At 66.9% G+C, this 16,173-nt stretch carries 17 protein-coding genes and 1 tRNA gene; 9 read left to right on the top strand and 9 right to left on the bottom strand.

Annotation, left to right across the window (positions count from 1 at the left end):
* Positions 1–7: 7 nt before the first annotated feature.
* The 3 genes from MWM45_RS00435 to MWM45_RS00425 form a co-directional block, all read right to left on the bottom strand.
* Positions 8–1,519, bottom strand: a complete 1,512-nt coding sequence (locus tag MWM45_RS00435; RefSeq protein ID WP_247827647.1) for a TrkH family potassium uptake protein — start codon at positions 1,517–1,519, stop codon at positions 8–10.
* A gap of 96 nt (positions 1,520–1,615) precedes the next feature.
* Positions 1,616–2,287: a haloacid dehalogenase type II gene (locus MWM45_RS00430; RefSeq protein WP_247827646.1), complete on the bottom strand. Its 672-nt coding sequence runs from the start codon at positions 2,285–2,287 to the stop codon at positions 1,616–1,618.
* Positions 2,287–2,538 carry a DUF2630 family protein gene (locus MWM45_RS00425; protein WP_247827645.1) on the bottom strand — a complete coding sequence of 84 codons (252 nt, stop codon included), beginning with the start codon at positions 2,536–2,538 and terminating at the stop codon, positions 2,287–2,289. Before MWM45_RS00425 ends, MWM45_RS00430 begins: the two co-directional genes overlap by 1 nt.
* A gap of 195 nt (positions 2,539–2,733) precedes the next feature.
* On the opposite strand from MWM45_RS00425, the gene MWM45_RS00420 reads away from it, so the two are divergent.
* From MWM45_RS00420 to pstS, 5 genes are all read left to right on the top strand, one after another.
* Positions 2,734–2,807, top strand: a tRNA-Val gene (locus MWM45_RS00420).
* Between the two features lie 219 nt (positions 2,808–3,026).
* Positions 3,027–3,482 carry an Hsp20/alpha crystallin family protein gene (locus MWM45_RS00415; RefSeq protein ID WP_247829285.1) on the top strand — a complete coding sequence of 152 codons (456 nt, stop codon included), beginning with the start codon at positions 3,027–3,029 and terminating at the stop codon, positions 3,480–3,482.
* Between the two features lie 102 nt (positions 3,483–3,584).
* Positions 3,585–4,382: an SDR family oxidoreductase gene (locus tag MWM45_RS00410; RefSeq protein WP_247827644.1), complete on the top strand. Its 798-nt coding sequence runs from the start codon at positions 3,585–3,587 to the stop codon at positions 4,380–4,382.
* 103 nt (positions 4,383–4,485) lie between these two features.
* Complete coding sequence (locus MWM45_RS00405; protein ID WP_247827643.1) at positions 4,486–4,704, top strand: hypothetical protein; 219 nt, start codon at positions 4,486–4,488, stop codon at positions 4,702–4,704.
* 78 nt (positions 4,705–4,782) lie between these two features.
* Positions 4,783–5,892, top strand: coding sequence for a phosphate ABC transporter substrate-binding protein PstS (gene pstS / locus MWM45_RS00400; RefSeq protein WP_336296686.1), 1,110 nt, complete (start codon positions 4,783–4,785; stop codon positions 5,890–5,892).
* Between the two features lie 53 nt (positions 5,893–5,945).
* On the opposite strand, the gene MWM45_RS00395 is transcribed toward pstS, so the two are convergent.
* Positions 5,946–6,485, bottom strand: coding sequence for an SRPBCC family protein (locus MWM45_RS00395; RefSeq protein ID WP_336296706.1), 540 nt, complete (start codon positions 6,483–6,485; stop codon positions 5,946–5,948).
* A 216-nt stretch (positions 6,486–6,701) separates the two neighbouring features.
* Between MWM45_RS00395 and MWM45_RS00390 the strand changes: the two genes are divergently transcribed.
* From MWM45_RS00390 to MWM45_RS00380, 3 genes are all read left to right on the top strand, one after another.
* Entirely contained in the window at positions 6,702–7,196 is a 495-nt protein-coding gene (locus tag MWM45_RS00390; RefSeq protein ID WP_043442723.1) for a Dps family protein, read from the top strand.
* A gap of 1,245 nt (positions 7,197–8,441) precedes the next feature.
* A complete protein-coding gene (locus MWM45_RS00385; RefSeq protein WP_247827642.1) occupies positions 8,442–9,350 on the top strand; it encodes a MerR family transcriptional regulator in 909 nt (302 codons plus the stop codon).
* A gap of 359 nt (positions 9,351–9,709) precedes the next feature.
* Positions 9,710–10,564 (top strand): hypothetical protein, encoded by an 855-nt coding sequence (locus tag MWM45_RS00380; RefSeq protein WP_247827641.1) that lies wholly within the window; start codon positions 9,710–9,712, stop codon positions 10,562–10,564.
* 182 nt (positions 10,565–10,746) lie between these two features.
* Here the strand turns inward: MWM45_RS00380 and MWM45_RS00375 are convergent, their stop codons facing one another.
* The 5 genes from MWM45_RS00375 to MWM45_RS00355 all read right to left on the bottom strand — a co-directional run bounded on the left by MWM45_RS00375 (position 10,747) and on the right by MWM45_RS00355 (position 15,184).
* On the bottom strand, positions 10,747–11,655 hold the full coding sequence (locus tag MWM45_RS00375; RefSeq protein WP_247827640.1) for a DNA/RNA non-specific endonuclease: 909 nt from the start codon (positions 11,653–11,655) through the stop codon (positions 10,747–10,749).
* 405 nt (positions 11,656–12,060) lie between these two features.
* A complete protein-coding gene (gene glsA / locus MWM45_RS00370) occupies positions 12,061–13,005 on the bottom strand; it encodes a glutaminase A (RefSeq protein WP_247827639.1) in 945 nt (314 codons plus the stop codon).
* A 331-nt stretch (positions 13,006–13,336) separates the two neighbouring features.
* A complete protein-coding gene (locus tag MWM45_RS00365; RefSeq protein ID WP_247829283.1) occupies positions 13,337–13,510 on the bottom strand; it encodes a CsbD family protein in 174 nt (57 codons plus the stop codon).
* Between the two features lie 444 nt (positions 13,511–13,954).
* A complete protein-coding gene (locus MWM45_RS00360) occupies positions 13,955–14,269 on the bottom strand; it encodes a DUF3040 domain-containing protein (protein WP_247827638.1) in 315 nt (104 codons plus the stop codon).
* 132 nt (positions 14,270–14,401) lie between these two features.
* Complete coding sequence (locus MWM45_RS00355; protein WP_247827637.1) at positions 14,402–15,184, bottom strand: mechanosensitive ion channel family protein; 783 nt, start codon at positions 15,182–15,184, stop codon at positions 14,402–14,404.
* Between the two features lie 328 nt (positions 15,185–15,512).
* Here MWM45_RS00355 and MWM45_RS00350 point away from each other — a divergent pair, with 328 nt between their 5' ends.
* On the top strand, positions 15,513–16,136 hold the full coding sequence (locus MWM45_RS00350; protein WP_247827636.1) for a hypothetical protein: 624 nt from the start codon (positions 15,513–15,515) through the stop codon (positions 16,134–16,136).
* Positions 16,137–16,173 lie beyond the last annotated feature (37 nt).

Below are 16,173 nucleotides of genomic sequence, written 5' to 3'. Positions count from 1 at the left end.
GCGTTGCCTAGCCAATGAGGGGCCTTTCCTTCGGGTATTCGTAGTAGAGGGGTTTGGAGCGGAGGGCCAGCGCCGTGGCGAGGGTGACCGGGCCCAGGCGTCCGGCGAACATCACGAGGATCAGGACCACCTGGCCCGCGGGCGGGATGCCGGCCGTGATGCCCGTGGAGAGGCCGACCGTCGCGAAGGCGGAGACGACCTCGAAGAGGATCCGGTCGAGGCCGAAGTCGGTGGTGAGCATGAGGAACATCGTCGCGGTGGTGACGAGGCCGACGGCGAGCAGGACGATCGAGATGGCCTGCCGGTGGACGGAGCGGGGCAGACGCTTGCCGAAGACGTTGACGGCGGTGCCGCCCCTGATCTCGGTGTAGAGGATGAAGAACAGCACGCCGAACGTGGTGATCTTCAGGCCGCCGGCCGTTCCGGCGGGACCACCGCCGATGAACATCAGCACGTCCATGACCAGGAGGGTGACCGGATCCAGCTGCGCGAAGTCGACGCTGTTGAAGCCGGCCGTCCGGGTCATCGTGGACTGGAAGAATCCGGCGAGGATCCTCTCCTGCGGCCGTAGGGCACCGAGGGTCGCCGGGTTGGACCACTCGACGAGGGTGATGAAGACCGTACCCAGGACGAGCAGGATCACCGTGCCGCTCAGGACGAGCTTGGTGGTCATGTGCCACTTGCGGGGATACCGGAAGTGGCGTCGGAGTTCGAAGAGGACCGGGAAACCCAGTCCGCCGACGATGACGGCTGCGCAGATCGGCAGGCAGATCCACGGGTCGCCCGCGAACCCGATCAGGCTGTCGCTGAACAGCGCGAACCCGGCGTTGTTGAAGGCCGACACCGCGTGGAAGATCCCGAGCCACACCGCCTCACCGAGGTTGTGGCCGTAGTGCAGCCCGAAGCGCGCAGCGAGCAGCACCGCCGTCACGGTCTCGACGACCAGCGTGATCCGCAGGACACCCAGGAGGACGCTGCGGACATCGCCGAAGCCGACGCTCTTGGTCTCCGCCGCCGCCGAGATCCGCGAGCGGAGACCCATCCGGCGGGCCAGCAGGACGCCCAGGAGGGAGGCGAAAGCCATGATGCCGAAGCCCCCGACCTGGATCAGCCCCAGGATGATCACCTGGCCGGCTCCGGTCCAGTAGACCGGCGTGTCGACCACGATCAGGCCCGTGACGCAGACGGCGGAGGTGGCCGTGAAGAGCGCCTCGAGGAACGTGGCGCCGCCCTCTCCCACCTTCGAGCTCGGGAGCATCAGCAGCACCGTTCCGACGAGGATCGCCGCTCCGAATCCGAGCACGATCACCTGGGCCGGGTGGCGAGGACCGAGCCGCTCCAGCCGGACCGCGACGGCGTGCGCGGACCGGCGCAGGCCCGCTGCCGTGGAACGGCGGAGACCTGCTGCCGTGGAACGGCGGAACTCCCGGAGTGGTGCGGTGCGTGACATGACGGGGATGCCCTCGACCTCCGGGACGGTGCGAACGGCGCGGACCGTCCGCGCCAGACGCTCATTCAACCCGACGACCTGCCGCGGACACGGCGTCTTTATGCTTTCTTGATGCACCGGCGCGGGAGGAGCCTCGCCTGCCGCAGCAGGTCCGCCGGCTGGGCGTCAGCCCCGGACGAGGAGGTCCGGCAGCTCGGCGATCGTCGACACCTCGTGGTCCGGGCGCGTCATGACCATCGGGTACGGCGCCCCGGCGCGGTTGAGCCACACCGTACGGAGCCCCGCACGCGCGGCCCCGTCGATGTCCCACGGGTGGACCGCGACGAGCACCACGTCGTCCGCCTCCCGCTGTACCGCCCGGAGGGCGTAGGCATAGGACTCCTGGGCGGGCTTCCACCGCGGCGCGTCCTCGACGGACAGGACGGCGCCTACGGCGTCGCGGGCACCCGCCCGCTCGAGGAGGGCCTCCGCGGTCGCGGCGGCTCCGTTGGTGAGCGCTGCCAGCTCGAAGCCCCGACCGGTCAGGGCCCGGAAACCCTCGACGACGTCCGGGTGGACGGGCAGTTCCTGCAGGCTCGTCATCACGTGCGCGAGCGCGTCATCGATGTCCCGATTGAGCGCCTGCCCCGTGAGGACCGTGCGGAGGGCGTCCTCGGCGATCTCGCCGAAGGGCGCGTTCCGCCCGGCGGCCGTGAGGGCGAAGCCGTCCCGCAGCACCGAGGTGAACCACAGCGCGGCCAGCTGCGGAGGAGCTCCGAGCTCCTCGAAGTGCTGCGACATCCGCCCCAGGTCCGAGAGGGTCCCGTTGACGTCGAACAGCACGAGGGGCAGGGCCATTACTGGCGGTACCCCTCCACCTGGTTGACGGGACGGGCGTCGGCGTCGGCCGGGTCCTCTCCGGCGTCGGCCTTCGCGCGACGCTGGCGCAGCAGGTCCCAGCACTGGTCGAGATCCTCCTCGACGCGCTTGAGGCGGGCGGCGTGGTCCTGCTGCTCCGCCCCGGCGCCGGCATCCTGGGGCTGCTCCCGGAGATCGTGCTCCTCCTGGACGAGTGTCTGGATGCGCTGCAGGATGTCCTGGTTGTCCATGGTGCTGTCCCTTCGTGGGGTGGTGCCCGGCAGGCGCCTGGAACGCTCAGCAGGCTTTCCTTCAGGCTACTGAGGCAGCACAGCGATGACCAGCACGGTTCCCGGCAGGAGGCCGGACGCCGCCGTGCCCCGCGCTGCTGTACCGGGAGAATTTGGCGCGGCGCCCGGATGGCCTAAGCTATGGGAGAACCAATTGCCTGTGTAGCTCAGTCTGGTAGAGCATCCGCTTCACACGCGGAAGGCCCGGGGATCAAGGCCCCGCGCAGGCACGAGGATCTGCTGGAGACAGCACCACCGGGAAGGCCCGTACCGCTCCGTCGGTACGGGCCTTTTCTGTGTCCCGGGGATTTCGTCCTGGGCGAACATCACTCCTTAGCACTCGCCATGTTCGAGTGCTAATATTTTCCGTAGTTGAGCGGAGGGCGCTCAACTCTCGACGACCCAACCACCTGCCGGTGGCATCAGTAAAGGAGTTGTTTCCCGTGGCCATGAAATTCGACCCGTTCCGTGAACTGGACCGCGTGACCGGCGCCCTGTTGGAGGGCCGCCCCGGGCTGCGCCTCATGCCGATGGACCTCTACCGCGAGAAGGACCACTACGTCCTCTCCGCGGATCTTCCGGGCATCGACCCGGGATCCGTCGACATCGATGTCGACGGCCAGCTCCTCACCATCCGCGCCGAGCGCACGCTGCGCAGTGCCGAGGGTGTCAAGTGGCTGACCCGCGAGCGCGAGAGCGGTTCGTTCCTGCGCCAGCTCAACCTCGGCCAGGGCGTCGACACGGAAGGCATCGCCGCCCGCTACGAGAACGGCGTGCTCAGCGTGACGATCCCCGTCATCGAGCGTGCGCGGCCCCGCAAGATCGAGGTGATCAGCGGAGAATCCGCCGAGCCGGTGCAGTCGTCCGCTTCCGGTGCGGCCCCCCAGGGCGCCGTCGACGCATAGGACCACCCACCCGGGTACCCCCGGACACTTGTCCGGGGGTACCCGGCGTCGATCCCCGGGTTCCCCTTGCATGCAGCGCGGCCGGGTGCGAAGGATGGGGGCATGGACTTCACACCGAGCAAAGCAATCGTCACCGGTTCCGATTCCGGCATCGGCCGCGCAACGGCCCTCGCCCTCGCCGCGGCGGGCTGCGACGTCGGCGTCACCTGGCACTCCGACCGGGAGGGAGCCGAGGAAACCGCGCGGCTCGTCCGGGAGAAGGGCGTGCGGGCGGCGGTCGCGCAGCTCGACACCACGGATGCACCCGCGTGCGGCGACGTCGTGGACCGGCTCGCCCACGAGCTCGGCGGCCTCGACGTCTTCGTCAACAATGCCGGCGTCAACGGCGGCACCATGTTCATGGAGACGGACTGGGACACGTGGCGCGGCACCATGGGGGCGAACCTCGACGGCGCGTTCGTCTGCCTCCAGCGTGCGGCACGGCACATGATCGACGGCGGCCGGGGCGGACGCATCATCGCCGTCACCAGCGTGCACCAGGAACAGCCCCGCGTGGGCTCGGCGGCATACGACGCCTCCAAGCACGGCCTCGGCGGCCTCATCCGGACCATCGCCCTCGAACTGGCGGACCGGGGTATCACCGCCAACGCCGTGCTGCCCGGCGAGATCAACACGCCCATGAACAACTCCGAGGAGCAGGACCCACGCACCATGGACCGTCCGGGCATCCCCCTCGGCCGCCCCGGTGCGCCCGAGGAGATCGCCGACGTCGTGGCCTTCCTCGCCTCCGGTGCCTCCAGCTACGTGAACGGGGCCTCGTTCGTGGTCGACGGCGGCATGCTCCTCATGGGACCCCAGGCGGGATCGCACCTGACGAGCGGGGACTGGCGGACCCTGTGACCATCTGCGGAACCAGAACGGCATCAACCTTCAGCGGGCATTCACACGCCGTTCAGGAAGCGTGGCTAGCGTGGGAGTCCCGGAACCTCCCGAAAGGCCCACCATGAACGCTCTCCCCCCAGCCCCCGATGCCGAGGTCCAGGACTGGTCGGGCTTCAGGCGCGGCCAGCACGTCACCCTCCACCACACCACGGGGCCCCAGCTCCACGGCGTCCTGGACATGAGGACCGATGATGCCTCCGTGGTGTGGATCCTGCTGAACGACGGCGGCGGCCGTCGGCTCGTCCACCGGGGGGACGGCTACCGCCTGGGCCACGCCTGATCCGACCCGACCACTGACGCGCCGTCCACCTGCTGTCCACCTTGGGTTCACCGGAGGGCCACCTGTAACGTGGCCGGGGTGAGAATTCGTGCCACCCTGCCCCTGATGTTCGCCGTCACCCTCGGCCTGACCGCCTGTGGATCCGACTACCCGCTGGGGCCGGAGCAGGAAGCGGCGGCCAGGAGCGGCGACACGAGCCTCCTGGGCGCGGTCACGGCTTCCGGATCCTCCGCCCAGGGGCCGGCCATGGACGCGTGGCGCACGGGGTTCTCCACCCTGTACCCCCGCGCCCAGGTTCAGTACTCGCCCGATGGTTCCGGTGCGGGACGCGGTGCGCTGCTCGCCGGCGCCGTGGGCTTCGCCGGGTCGGACGCCTACCTGAGCGACGAGGAACTCGTCGAGTCCACCGAGGCGTGCGGACCGGACGGCGCCTTCAACATCCCGGCCTACGTCTCACCGATCAGCGTGGCGTTCAACCTGCCCGGGATCCGGGCACTGAACCTCGACGCCGCCACCGTGGCCCGGATCTTCCGCGGCGAGATCACCTCATGGGACGATCCCGCGATCGCCGCGCAGAACGACGTCGACCTCCCTGCGCTGCCCATCGCGACCGTGAGCCGCTCCGATGACTCGGGCACCACCGAGAACTTCACCGACTACCTCCACGCCGTGGTACCCGAGATCTGGACCGAGGAAGCCGATGGGACATGGCCGTCGGGCCTGGCCAACGAGAACGCCAAGGGCAACGCAGGCGTGGTCAGCACCGTGGCCTCCACCGTGGGCGCCGTGACGTACGCCGACGATTCCGCCGTCGGTGGTCCCCTCGGACGGGTGGCACTGAAGGTCGGCGGGGAGTACGTGGAGGTGAGCTCGGAGGCCGCGGCAGCCGCCGTCGATCTCGCGGGCCGTGTCCCCGGACGCAAGGACCACGACATCGCCCTGGACCTCGACCGGAGAACCAGCGAACCCGGGGTCTACCCGCTGGTCCTGGTGTCCTACCACGTGTACTGCTCGCAGTACGAGAACGAGGCGACCGCCGCCGTCGTGCGCGCGTTCGGCACCTACGCCGTCAGCGAGGAGGGCCAGACCGGAGCCGCGGGCGCGGCGAAGAGTTCACCCCTCTCACCGGAACTGTCACGGCAGGCCACCGACGCGATCGCGTCCATCGCGGTGGGGGACATCCCCTAGGACGTGCAGGAGGCGGACCCCCGAAGGGATCCGCCTCCCCCACACGGACCGGGTCAGCCGACGCGCGGGCCGCCCGACTCGGGATCGTCCGCCGAGGTGTCCGGCAGGACGCTGTTGGCCGGCTCCGCCTCGGACGTGACACCCGAGGACGGTGCCGCGACGTCACCGCGCCAGGCACCCGTCTCGCCGCCGCTCTTCTCGATGAACGCCTTGAAGCGCTTGAGGTCGCCCTTCACCTGGGAGGCATCGGCGTTGACGACGGCCCCGACCTTCTCGATGAACGTCTCCGGGTGCCAGTCGATCTGCACCATGAGCCGCGTGGTGTTCTCGTCCAGGCGGTGGAAGGTGACCACGCCGGCATGGGATTCGCCGTCGGTGCTCTTCCAGGCCACCCGCTCGTCGGGGTGCTGCTCGGTGATCTCGGCATCGAACTCGCGATGCACTCCCCCGATGCTCGTCACCCAGTGGGTGGAGGTGTCCGAGGTCTGCGTGATCGAATCCACGCCGCCCATGAACTGGGGGAAGCTCTCGAACTGCGTCCACTGGTTGTAGGCGGTGCTGACCGGTACTGATACGTCGATGGATTCCTGCACTGAAGCCAAAACGGTTCCTCCTTGGTCGGACTCCGGCGCCGCCCGCACACCGTCGCAGGGCATACGACACGACGAAACCGTAAGTCCCCTTAGCGTAGGCAGATCGGCTGGAATTGACCAACGCGCAGGGCTAGGGTGAAAGGAGTCCCTCCGGCGGGAATCAGCGCCTCCGGCGCCCGGCCGGGAGGAGAAAATCTCTCTAGCACTGGAGGATCCATGAAGGCATCACCCACCCTCACAGACAACATGCAGGCCGTCCTCGTCGACCTCATCGAACTGCACCTGCAGGGCAAGCAGGCCCACTGGAACGTCGTCGGCAAGAACTTCCGTGACCTCCACCTGCAGCTGGACGAGATCATCGAGGACGCCCGCCTGTTCGCGGACGAGATGGCGGAGCGGATGCGCGCGCTGCACGCCGTGCCCGACGGCCGCAGCGTGGCCGTGGCCGAGGGCACCAAGATCGATCCGTTCCCGGCAGGCCTCGTCTCGACCAAGGACACCGTGGGCCTCGTGGTCCGAATGCTGAACGCAACCGTCACGACCATGCGCGACGTCCACGACCAGATCGACGAGGAGGACCCCACTACCGCGGACCTGCTGCACGGCTTCATCGCCAAGCTCGAGCAGTACGCGTGGATGGTCGACGCCGAGAACATGGAGCCCACCGCGGAGGTCGTCTCCCCCGCCGGCACCGACAAGGCCACCGTCTGACGATGTGACCTGATTCCTTGATGCTCGGGAGGGGGACGCGCATCGGCGCCTCCCCCTCCTGTGTGTCCGGGGACTTTCCAATTGCCCCCTGGTCGGCTCGCGTCAGGTGGACCTCGTCCTGCACCGATGCTGTCTCTGCAGGATTGTGGATGCGCCTGTTGCTCTCCAATGTCGATGAGAGCGTCGGCGCCTGGCGGTGTGCGCCGCTCGGCGGGCGGACAGCGCCGAGCGGTGTGCGCCGCTCGGCGGGCGGACAGCGCCGAGCCGCGGATCGTGCAGCCTGATCCCGGCCCAAAAACAAAGGCTGGAACCGGGTCCAGCTCAATTCCGGTCCAGGTCGCTGACGTAGGTGCCGCGTCGCATAACGTCCGGCGACACGACTGCTGAGACACTCTACGACGAGACGACTTTCCGAGACATGAAGAGTCCCGGATTTCCAGGGAACTTCCTGAGGCACGACGGCAACGATCCATTGCCTCTTAGAACTGTAAATTTTCGAGACACCCCGGCGGGCAGCTAGCCAGGATCGACGTTCCACTTATGGTGCCTCTGCGCCCGTTTTCATCGTCCCGGGTAAACGCCCCTTCCCCATGCGCCGGCGCCGACAGAACCTCGAGCGCCTAGTAAGTACGGAAAACGACCGGCTTGCGGACGGCGGCAGTCAGCGCAACCTACAGTCGCGTGCGACAGTTAGCCATGCCATTGACTCCGCGAAAATCGCTAGCGATACCTGCTTGGCTGCCTTTGATCTTGGCGGTCCTCTCCGGAGCTGTATGGCTGAACTTCGGCCAGGACGCTTTGTTCCTCCCCTCGCACATCGTGTCCATCGTGTTAGCGATCAGTGTGCCCATCACCTTTGCCTTCATTGGCGGGCAACGGAGCCTTTCAAGTAGCCGCCTTCGACGCTACGCACTCTTACTTGGGGTCGCCGCTGCACCCGTCCTCATTGCCAACGGCATGTACTTGTCCTACGGATCGGCCGACGGTGCTGCCGGCGACATAGGAGGCATCTTCGTGATGCTCCTGGGATGGGCTGCTCTTACCGGTCTCTCGCTGTACCTGATCGATTTGCCACCGGTAGCGCCAAAATCTCGGGCTGCGCAGTAACGCATCTTTCTATGCTCCGCAGGACGATCCCCTGCTGGACGGTCCCGGAGCGTTCGCTGCGTGAGATCGGGTTTGCACCTGCCGTAGCGTCATGTGGTCTGCTCGAAGCACACCCCGTCCCGCTCCGAGAGGTCCGCAATGCACCCGTTCCCGACCCCGCCCCGTCAGGTCCCGATCGGCGACGCCGCGGCGTTCGTCGGCATCACTCCCCGGGCGATCCGCCACTACCACCAGCTCGGCCTGCTCCCCGAGCGCGAGCGGGGCAGCGACGGCCGCCGCCGGTACGGCTACGCGGAAATCATCCGGCTGCTCTGGATCCGCCGCATGGCCGACGCCGGGATCGCCCTCGACGACATCCACGACGCGTTCGACGGCGCCGCACCAGGCGGCGCCGATAGTGAGGACGGCGGGGACGAGGTCGCAGGCGTCCTCGCACGGCTGGAGGACACCCTCGCTGCACAGGAGGCCGAGCTGCGATCAAGGCGGGCCTTGGTGCAGCGTATGCGGACTCTCGGCAGTCGGCTGGGACTGCTCGACGATCTCGTTTCCGGCCGCCTCGAGGGCGCGCCCGAGGGCTCGCTGCGTGAGGATGACCTGGACGTCCTGCTGGTTACCGAGCGGATCTTCGGTCCGCTCGGCGCCGTCATGCAGGCGGGCCGCTTCCTCGCCCTGGCGCTCAATCCCGGGCTGCGCTCCGAGTCCGACCGCGTCGACGCCGCCGAGGAGGCCCTCGACGACACGGTCGCCGTCGACGACCCCCGGGTGGCGCAGGTGGCGGCCGAACGGCACGCCTTCGAGACCACGCTGATGCGTGTCATCGAGGAGTCCGGTCAACTCGAAGAGGACGACGCCATCTTCAACGCCTGGGACGAGCTGCATCCGCCCGAGGATGCCGACGCGGCGCCCAGCCCCAACCCGGCAGAGGGCTCCAGCGTCAGGAGCGCAGCGCACGTCATCCGAAGCATGCCCTACGACTTCTCCCCGGCCCGCCTGCGCTGCATGGAGTTGGCCGTGCAACTGGGCGCGTCGGCGGCACCGGCGCCCTGAGTGGAGCCTGCAGCCTCGGCGCTAACACGACCTCGGCCGGCCAGCGTCCAGTCAGGCATCCGCTTGCGGGCTACTTTGGGTTTATCTACGGCCGGGTATAGGCCGGGTGTAGACCGGGTCCGAACGCGTTCGAATGATCACTCCAATGATGAGCAGCACCGGAGCTATCAGGACAGTCAACCAACTTACGTTGTGACCAATGAGCCCGACGATCAGGGGAGCCAACACGGCCACGAAGGCCTGACTAAACGAAGCATCACGCGGGGAATGTCGTACACCACCTCCATGGACTTGACCGCTACCGGATCCATCTGCAGAGTCCTTGGCATGATCTTCGATGGGCTTGTAGTGGGTGCTCCGTGGTGATCGACCTTCGCGATGTGGCCGCACCACCGTGGGAGGAGGACCTGCTGGTCACCGCCCGGCCCAAGGGAGTCGTGGACGTGTGGTCACTGGTGCGCGGTGCGCGCTGCGCCACGTTCGAAACGGTCTGGGGCTCCGGCGGCTGGCGGGGGGCACTGGTGCCCGGTGAGCGCTCCGTGGTGGTGGCCGGCGCGTGGGAGCGCCACGGCGTGTGCGGGTACGACCTGACGGGACAGCGGCTGTGGCAGGACCGCAGCCGCACGAACATAGAGGCCGTGACTGCCCTGGCTGGAGGTCGTGTGGTCGTCACTCACCTCCGCAGGGCCACCCGCGTGCTGGAGGCAGCGACCGGGGAGGAGGTGCGTTCCCTGCGCGGGGTGTTGAGGGTGATCGCGCTGACTTCGGACCTCTCGCTTGCAGTGGGTGGCGGTTGGTGCCGTCTGCTGGATCGTTCGCTGGATCCGCTGGGGTCCCGAATTGCGACCGGACTGAATATGGTTTGGTGCGCGGCTAGCGACGGGGAGCATCTGGCGGTCACCGAGGTGGGCGGACCCTTACGCATTCTCGACTCCGGCGGGCGAGAACGAGCGAGGATAGCTGAGCACTTCCGGCATGTCCTCCACGACCCGGTGACGGGGACCTGGGTCGCGGTCCACGAGCCCCCCGAGGGGAAAAACTCCCTATTCCGGTTCAGCAACAAAGGGGAGATTCTGGAGCGACGTCCCTGGGACCTCCGCATCGGCGGTACGGCGACGATGCGCGGAGGCCGAACGTTGATCCTGATCACGGCTGAAGGCGGGCAGGTCGTGAACTGCGCGGACTGGAGCGTGCGAGGGCTTGAAGCGACGTGAGCCTCGGCGCCGAGCAGCCCGGGGCATTGCCGCGAACTGACGGCTGTACCTGCCATCACCATCGGCCACATCGCAGACTTCGAGCGAAACACCGCTGTCGACTGGTCGAGATGAGCGTCGTTCGGTGGAGGATCCACCATCGCCCTTACAGGTAACAGGGACACAACCGCGAGAACTCGAGGTCAGTCGTTGAGGTCGAAATCCAGGTCAAGGCACTCAGGGCGGGAAAGCTCCCGCCAGGCCGAGGTCACGCGCACACTCGGCAGGGCCGCAGCGATCGGCATCCGATCAACCCCGACCAGCTGGTCAAGCTCGAGCCCGGTGAGCGCGGCGATGTCGCGGATCGGCACCTGGAACGTCCGGAACGGCCCCAACGGTGGTACGCCATCCCCAACAGCGCCGGGCTTCGGCACGTCGTCGAGGTCAGCCAGCTGCGGTGTCTGATCCACGACGTACCCAATCGCGGCCAGTGAACCATCCTGCAGGAACACGGCGACCTTGAAGTACCGCAACGGGATCTCCACGCCCCGGTACACGGGGTCGACGTCGCTGAAGATCGGACCCGTGAACACAATTAGGCGCCGCCCATTGTCGGCGGCGTTCTCGAGCAGGTAGGACTCCAGACCCAACCAGAGCTCGAGGCCCTGGTTGAACTTCGCGGCCTGCGGGGCAGCGTTCGTGTAATGGAACGTGTTCTCGTTCGCAGTCGCTGCCTCAGCCCGGGGGTCACCCCAGACCGCTGATGCCCGACGCACGAGATGTCCGCGGTCGATGTCGTTGCGCGTGTAGACCCGCTCCCCCGTCTGCTGGTCCTCGGGCAACCGCGGATCCAACCGCCACTGAATCCCGGAGCGGTCGAGGTCCATGAGCTTCGCACCCTCGATCCCGAGCGCCGTGATCGCCGCCAGGCGCTTATCCGGCCGCATCAACACAGAGAAGTGCGTGTACGGGAGCAGAACCGTCTCGACGCCGGCCAGCACCGGCACGGGCACCGGGACGCCAAGGAACCGCTCATCAAAGCCCTCACGGCCGGCAAGGGCCGCGGTCGTGGCAGTGTGCACGGTCTGGGGTGTGGGCAGGGTGGCGTCCATTCGGTGAAGCTACCAGCGACAGGTGACAACGCGATGAACAGTTCAACCAGAAGTGAGACAGCCGGCCTAGCGAATCACGAGGCAGCGCGCGGACGCTGCACGGGGTCTAGACCCTCGCTCGCTTCTGTTGCAAAAACCTCCTTGGGACCCTAGAGCAACAGGATTCGAGACGACCTGCGCTGTTGCGCTGAGGTGTACTCGGCGCAACAGGTTACGAACGATGTCAGAGCAACCAGAGGTGAGGCTCCCGCTGATTTGCTTCCTCGGTCAGAGCATTCGTACGAGAGCGGCGGAGAGCGCGCCCAGCGCGACTACAACGAGGAAGGGCGACTTACGACAAGTCGGTGACCACCAGGGTCGAGGTGGCGATGCTCGACGAGGTCACTGCTCGGTGCGGGACGCGCGTTACCCGCGGTCGCCGCCGGTCGCGGAGCCGAAGGCGTGCAGATCGAGCTCGACGCTCAGAAGGTCGGAGGCGACTCGCCCGCGCACGCTCGTCCCCTGCTCGTCGAGAGGCGGGCTCATGACCGCGGCACCGAGCCGCCCGGGGGCGGAGAGCACGATCGCCCCGGAGACGCTGGACTTCGCGGGGATGCCGATTCCACGCATCCAACGGCCTGAGCCGTCATACACACCGCAGGTCGCCATGACCGAGACGACGTCGCGAGCCACGGCCGGCGGGACGACGCGCTCCTCCGTCACCGGGTTGACTCCGCCGCAGGCGAGGGTCGCCCCCATCACCGCTAGGGCCTTCACGTCGACCAGGACGGCGCAGGCGCGAGCGTAGACGGCGACGGCATCGTCGGCACCGACGTGCAGGGTTCCCTCCGCCCGCATGAGGTGTGCGAGGGCGTGGTTGCGGTCGCCGAGGAGGTGCTCGTTGTGGGCGACGCCTTCATCCACTTCGAGCCGACGCCCGGCGAAGGCGGAGAGACCTCGGAGGATCCGCTCGTTACGCTCGTCGACATCGCTGCCGTCGACGAGCGATGCCGTGAGCAGCGCTCCGGCGTTGACCATCGGGTTGGGTGGGCGGCCGGAGCCGCTCTCGAGCTTGATCGCGTCGAAGGCTTCGCCGGTCGGTTCGATTCCGATGAGGTCCAGGGCGTCGCCGTCCGTGTCCAGCAGGGCCAGGGCGAACAGGAACGGTTTGACCGCCGACTGCACGCTGAACAGCGACTCCGCCTGCGTAGTGCCGCGCACCGTCCCGTCGGGCAGGGCCAGGGCCAGCGCGCATTGGTCGGCATCCGCGGCGGCGAGTTCGGGGATGCTGTCGTCCACCGATCCGCCGTTCTCTTGCATGACCCGCTCCCGCAGATCCTCGAGGTCATAGGTTCCTGCGTCCGGTGTCATCCGTCCACAATGACACAGGCCGTGCTGAATAAAGGCAGTAACGGGTGCGATCGACTGCGTGCAGGGCAATGGCCTGCGACGACAGGAGTGACTTCCGGCCAACTCGACCGTCCCCTGCCATCGAACGGGCGTGTTCTAGGCATCTGGATGCCATACCGAATCCGCTACAGCGTCTCCGTAACACTCCGCCTCGACCCGCCCGGCTAACCATCCTTTTCGGGACGCGCCTTCGTCTGCAGTGGGGGCATGAGGAAGGGAGCACACCCGGTGTAGGCATGCTCCCTCCCTGTCGTTCATCGTCTCGCAGCCGGGTCAGGTGCGGGACAGGGTCTTACTTCTTGAAGGCGTCCTTGATCTTTTCGCCGGCCTGCTTGAGGTCACCCTTGGCCTGGTCGCCCTGGCCTTCGGCTTTCAGGTTTTCGTCTCCGGTCGCGTGGCCGGTGGCTTCCTTGCCCTGCCCGCCGAGCTTCTGTGCGGCATTGCCGATCTTGTCATCGAGTCCCATGGTGCTCTCCTTCGGGTTGACTTCAGTGGTCATACGATCGGCGTTTCAGCCGATGGGCCCAGTCTAGGCACGCCCTAGCATCAGGCGATGAGCCGGCCGCCCTGCTGGAGATCTCCGCGATGATGAGCTACACCCCGGTAAGAACAGGGCACTTCCGCGCTTTTGACTGAGGACCGAGCGGCGCGCTGGATGACGGCTAGCAGGGCGGGGTGTAGGGATTCGACGGTGATCTCGGGTGGGAACGCGCGGGGGTGGTCCTGCACAGTGGCCAGGATTTTTCGCCCTACCTCGTGATGGTGATCATGCCCTGGTTGTGGTGAGCACGGGCGGACGTGTCATCCATTGCTCGAGTCCGAGGGCTTTGAGGTACTCGGTTGCTTGGCGCTGAAGGGTGCCCGCGCCGCGACGGTCAGCAGCTGGACGTTGACGAGTCATCGTGGCCCGTCACAGGACGCCTTCGGAGGTGCGCGGCTGTCGCATACTGCGCACGCTCAGCTGATGTGACGGGCCTGTCATGGCGCCGCCGACGATCATCAGGATGAAGCCGAGAATACCGAGCACCGGGAGGTGGCCGATAACTCCCGCCATCACCACCGCGAACGCGGCAACTACGGCGACGACGGCAGGTAGGACGGTGCGTACCGATAGATGTGCAGAACCCCTGCCCTGGTGAAAGGTGCGGGCCAGCGCCGGGTCCTCGGCCATCAGTGATCGTTCCAGGGCCTCCAACTGCAGGCGTTCCTCTTCAGACAATGGCATGTACATCGCTCCTGACACTCTGTCCTCGACCTGCAACGAACGGAGACGACAGAGGGCGCTGCCCGTTTCGGGCAGCACCCTCTGTCATTGGACCTCGCTCACGAGGCTCACAATCGAACAAATCGTGCGGAACTAGATGCGGTGGGCACCCTCAAGGCCGCTGGCTGTGGACTGCTTCGCCTGGCCTGCCTGGCTCTTGGCCTGCTGGGCTTTGCCCTTGAGCTGCTGGCCGGCTGATGGGGCGGCATCGGCGTGAGCCTTGATCTTCGGGGCTTCCTCTTCTGCCTTGTTCAGGTAGCCCTCCCAGCGGCGGGACATCGGGCCGATGAGTCCGCCACCGACACCGACGACGAGGACGCCGACGATGGCAGCGAGGACGGCGATCAGGATCGGGGTGGTGACCGTCGTGGCGATCTCAACCTGGTTCAGCGCGGCGATGATGCCAATGCCGAGGATGAAGACGCTAGCGATGTTGGCGAGGATCTTGCCGTAGGACAGGCCGCCGAGCGCGTTCTGGATGAGGGACTTCACGGCGGCGGCGATGGCCGCTGCGATGACGACGATGACGATCGCGACGATGATCTTCGGCAGGAACGCGATGATGCCCGCGAGCAGGTCGCTGACCGGGTTGGGTCCGAAGACACCGAACGCGAACTGCAGCACGAACAGGACCAGGAAGTAGTAGACGATCTTCGAGACGATGTCGCTAGCATCGAGCTTGGACTGGGCGAGTGCCTTCTTCACGCCGCCGCGCTCCACCGCACGGTCGAACCCGACCTTTTCCAGGAGCTTGTCCAACGCCTTCGCGATGACCTTCGCGATGATCAGGCCAACGATGAGGATGACGAGGAACAGGACGAGTTTCGGTACGAACTCGACAACGGTCGCCAGACCGCTTCTGAGTGTTTCTTCCATGAGTGAATGCTCCGTGGTGTAAGTGAGGGGCCGGTTTTCCGGGCGCCCCCAAGCGCCACCAGCAGATGTCAACCCCACAGTAGGGGTAGACAAGCGAAGAAGACAAGTAGCCTTACTATCAGTATGGTTAGTTTCTTGTACGAGGAGGCGCTGCCTCCACGAAGAGTTATGAAGAGGCTCTTTCACCGCCCAGATCCGGGTGAACAATCATCGTGCCGCTTTCACGGCCCTCCACAGTAGACCCCTCCCGACGCCCTGTCCGGAGCGCACTGTGCAGAAGGTTCCGACGAGACCGCATGTGCATGACTGAGATGAAAGAAGATCCGACATGGCAGAAAACAACACTTCCGGGGCGAGTACCCCCAAGAGCCGCAGGAACGACGTCGTCGCGGCGGAAAAGGAACGCTTCGGCGGCATCAAGTGGGGCTCGGCGTTCTTCGGCTGGCTCACCGCCATCGGACTGACCGTCCTGCTCAGCGCCCTCGCCACCGCAGTCGGTGCAGGCGTCGGAGCCGCGAACACGGCCGGCGCCTCGGACGCGGCGAACCAGGCCACCCAGAACGCCGAAACCATCGGCATCGTCAGCGGGATCGTCCTCGCGATCATCCTGTTCGTCGCCTACTACTGCGGCGGGTACGTCGCCGGGCGCATGGCCCGCTTCGACGGCGTGAAGCAGGGCGTCGCCGTGTGGGTGTGGGGCATCATCATCGCGATCATCGTCGCGATCCTCGCTGCCATCGCCGGCGACCAGTTCAACGTCCTCTCCAGCATCGGCGGCGCACCGCAGATCCCCGTCGACGGCAGCCTGCTGACCGCCAGCGGCCTCATCGCCCTCGCGATCGCCGTCCTGGTACCCCTGATCGGGGCGATCCTCGGCGGCAAGGCCGGCATGAGCTTCCACCGCAAGGTCGACCAGGTCGGCATCGACCACCAGACCGGCATCAACAACTAAGCGCCACCAGGCACCAATGAGGCACTACCGAGCCGCC

This window comes from Arthrobacter antioxidans (assembly GCF_023100725.1).
In the GTDB taxonomy this organism is placed as follows: Bacteria; Actinomycetota; Actinomycetes; order Actinomycetales; family Micrococcaceae; genus Arthrobacter_D; species Arthrobacter_D antioxidans.
Note: the sequence above shows the minus strand (reverse complement) of the source record. Positions and strands in the feature narration are given on the sequence as shown.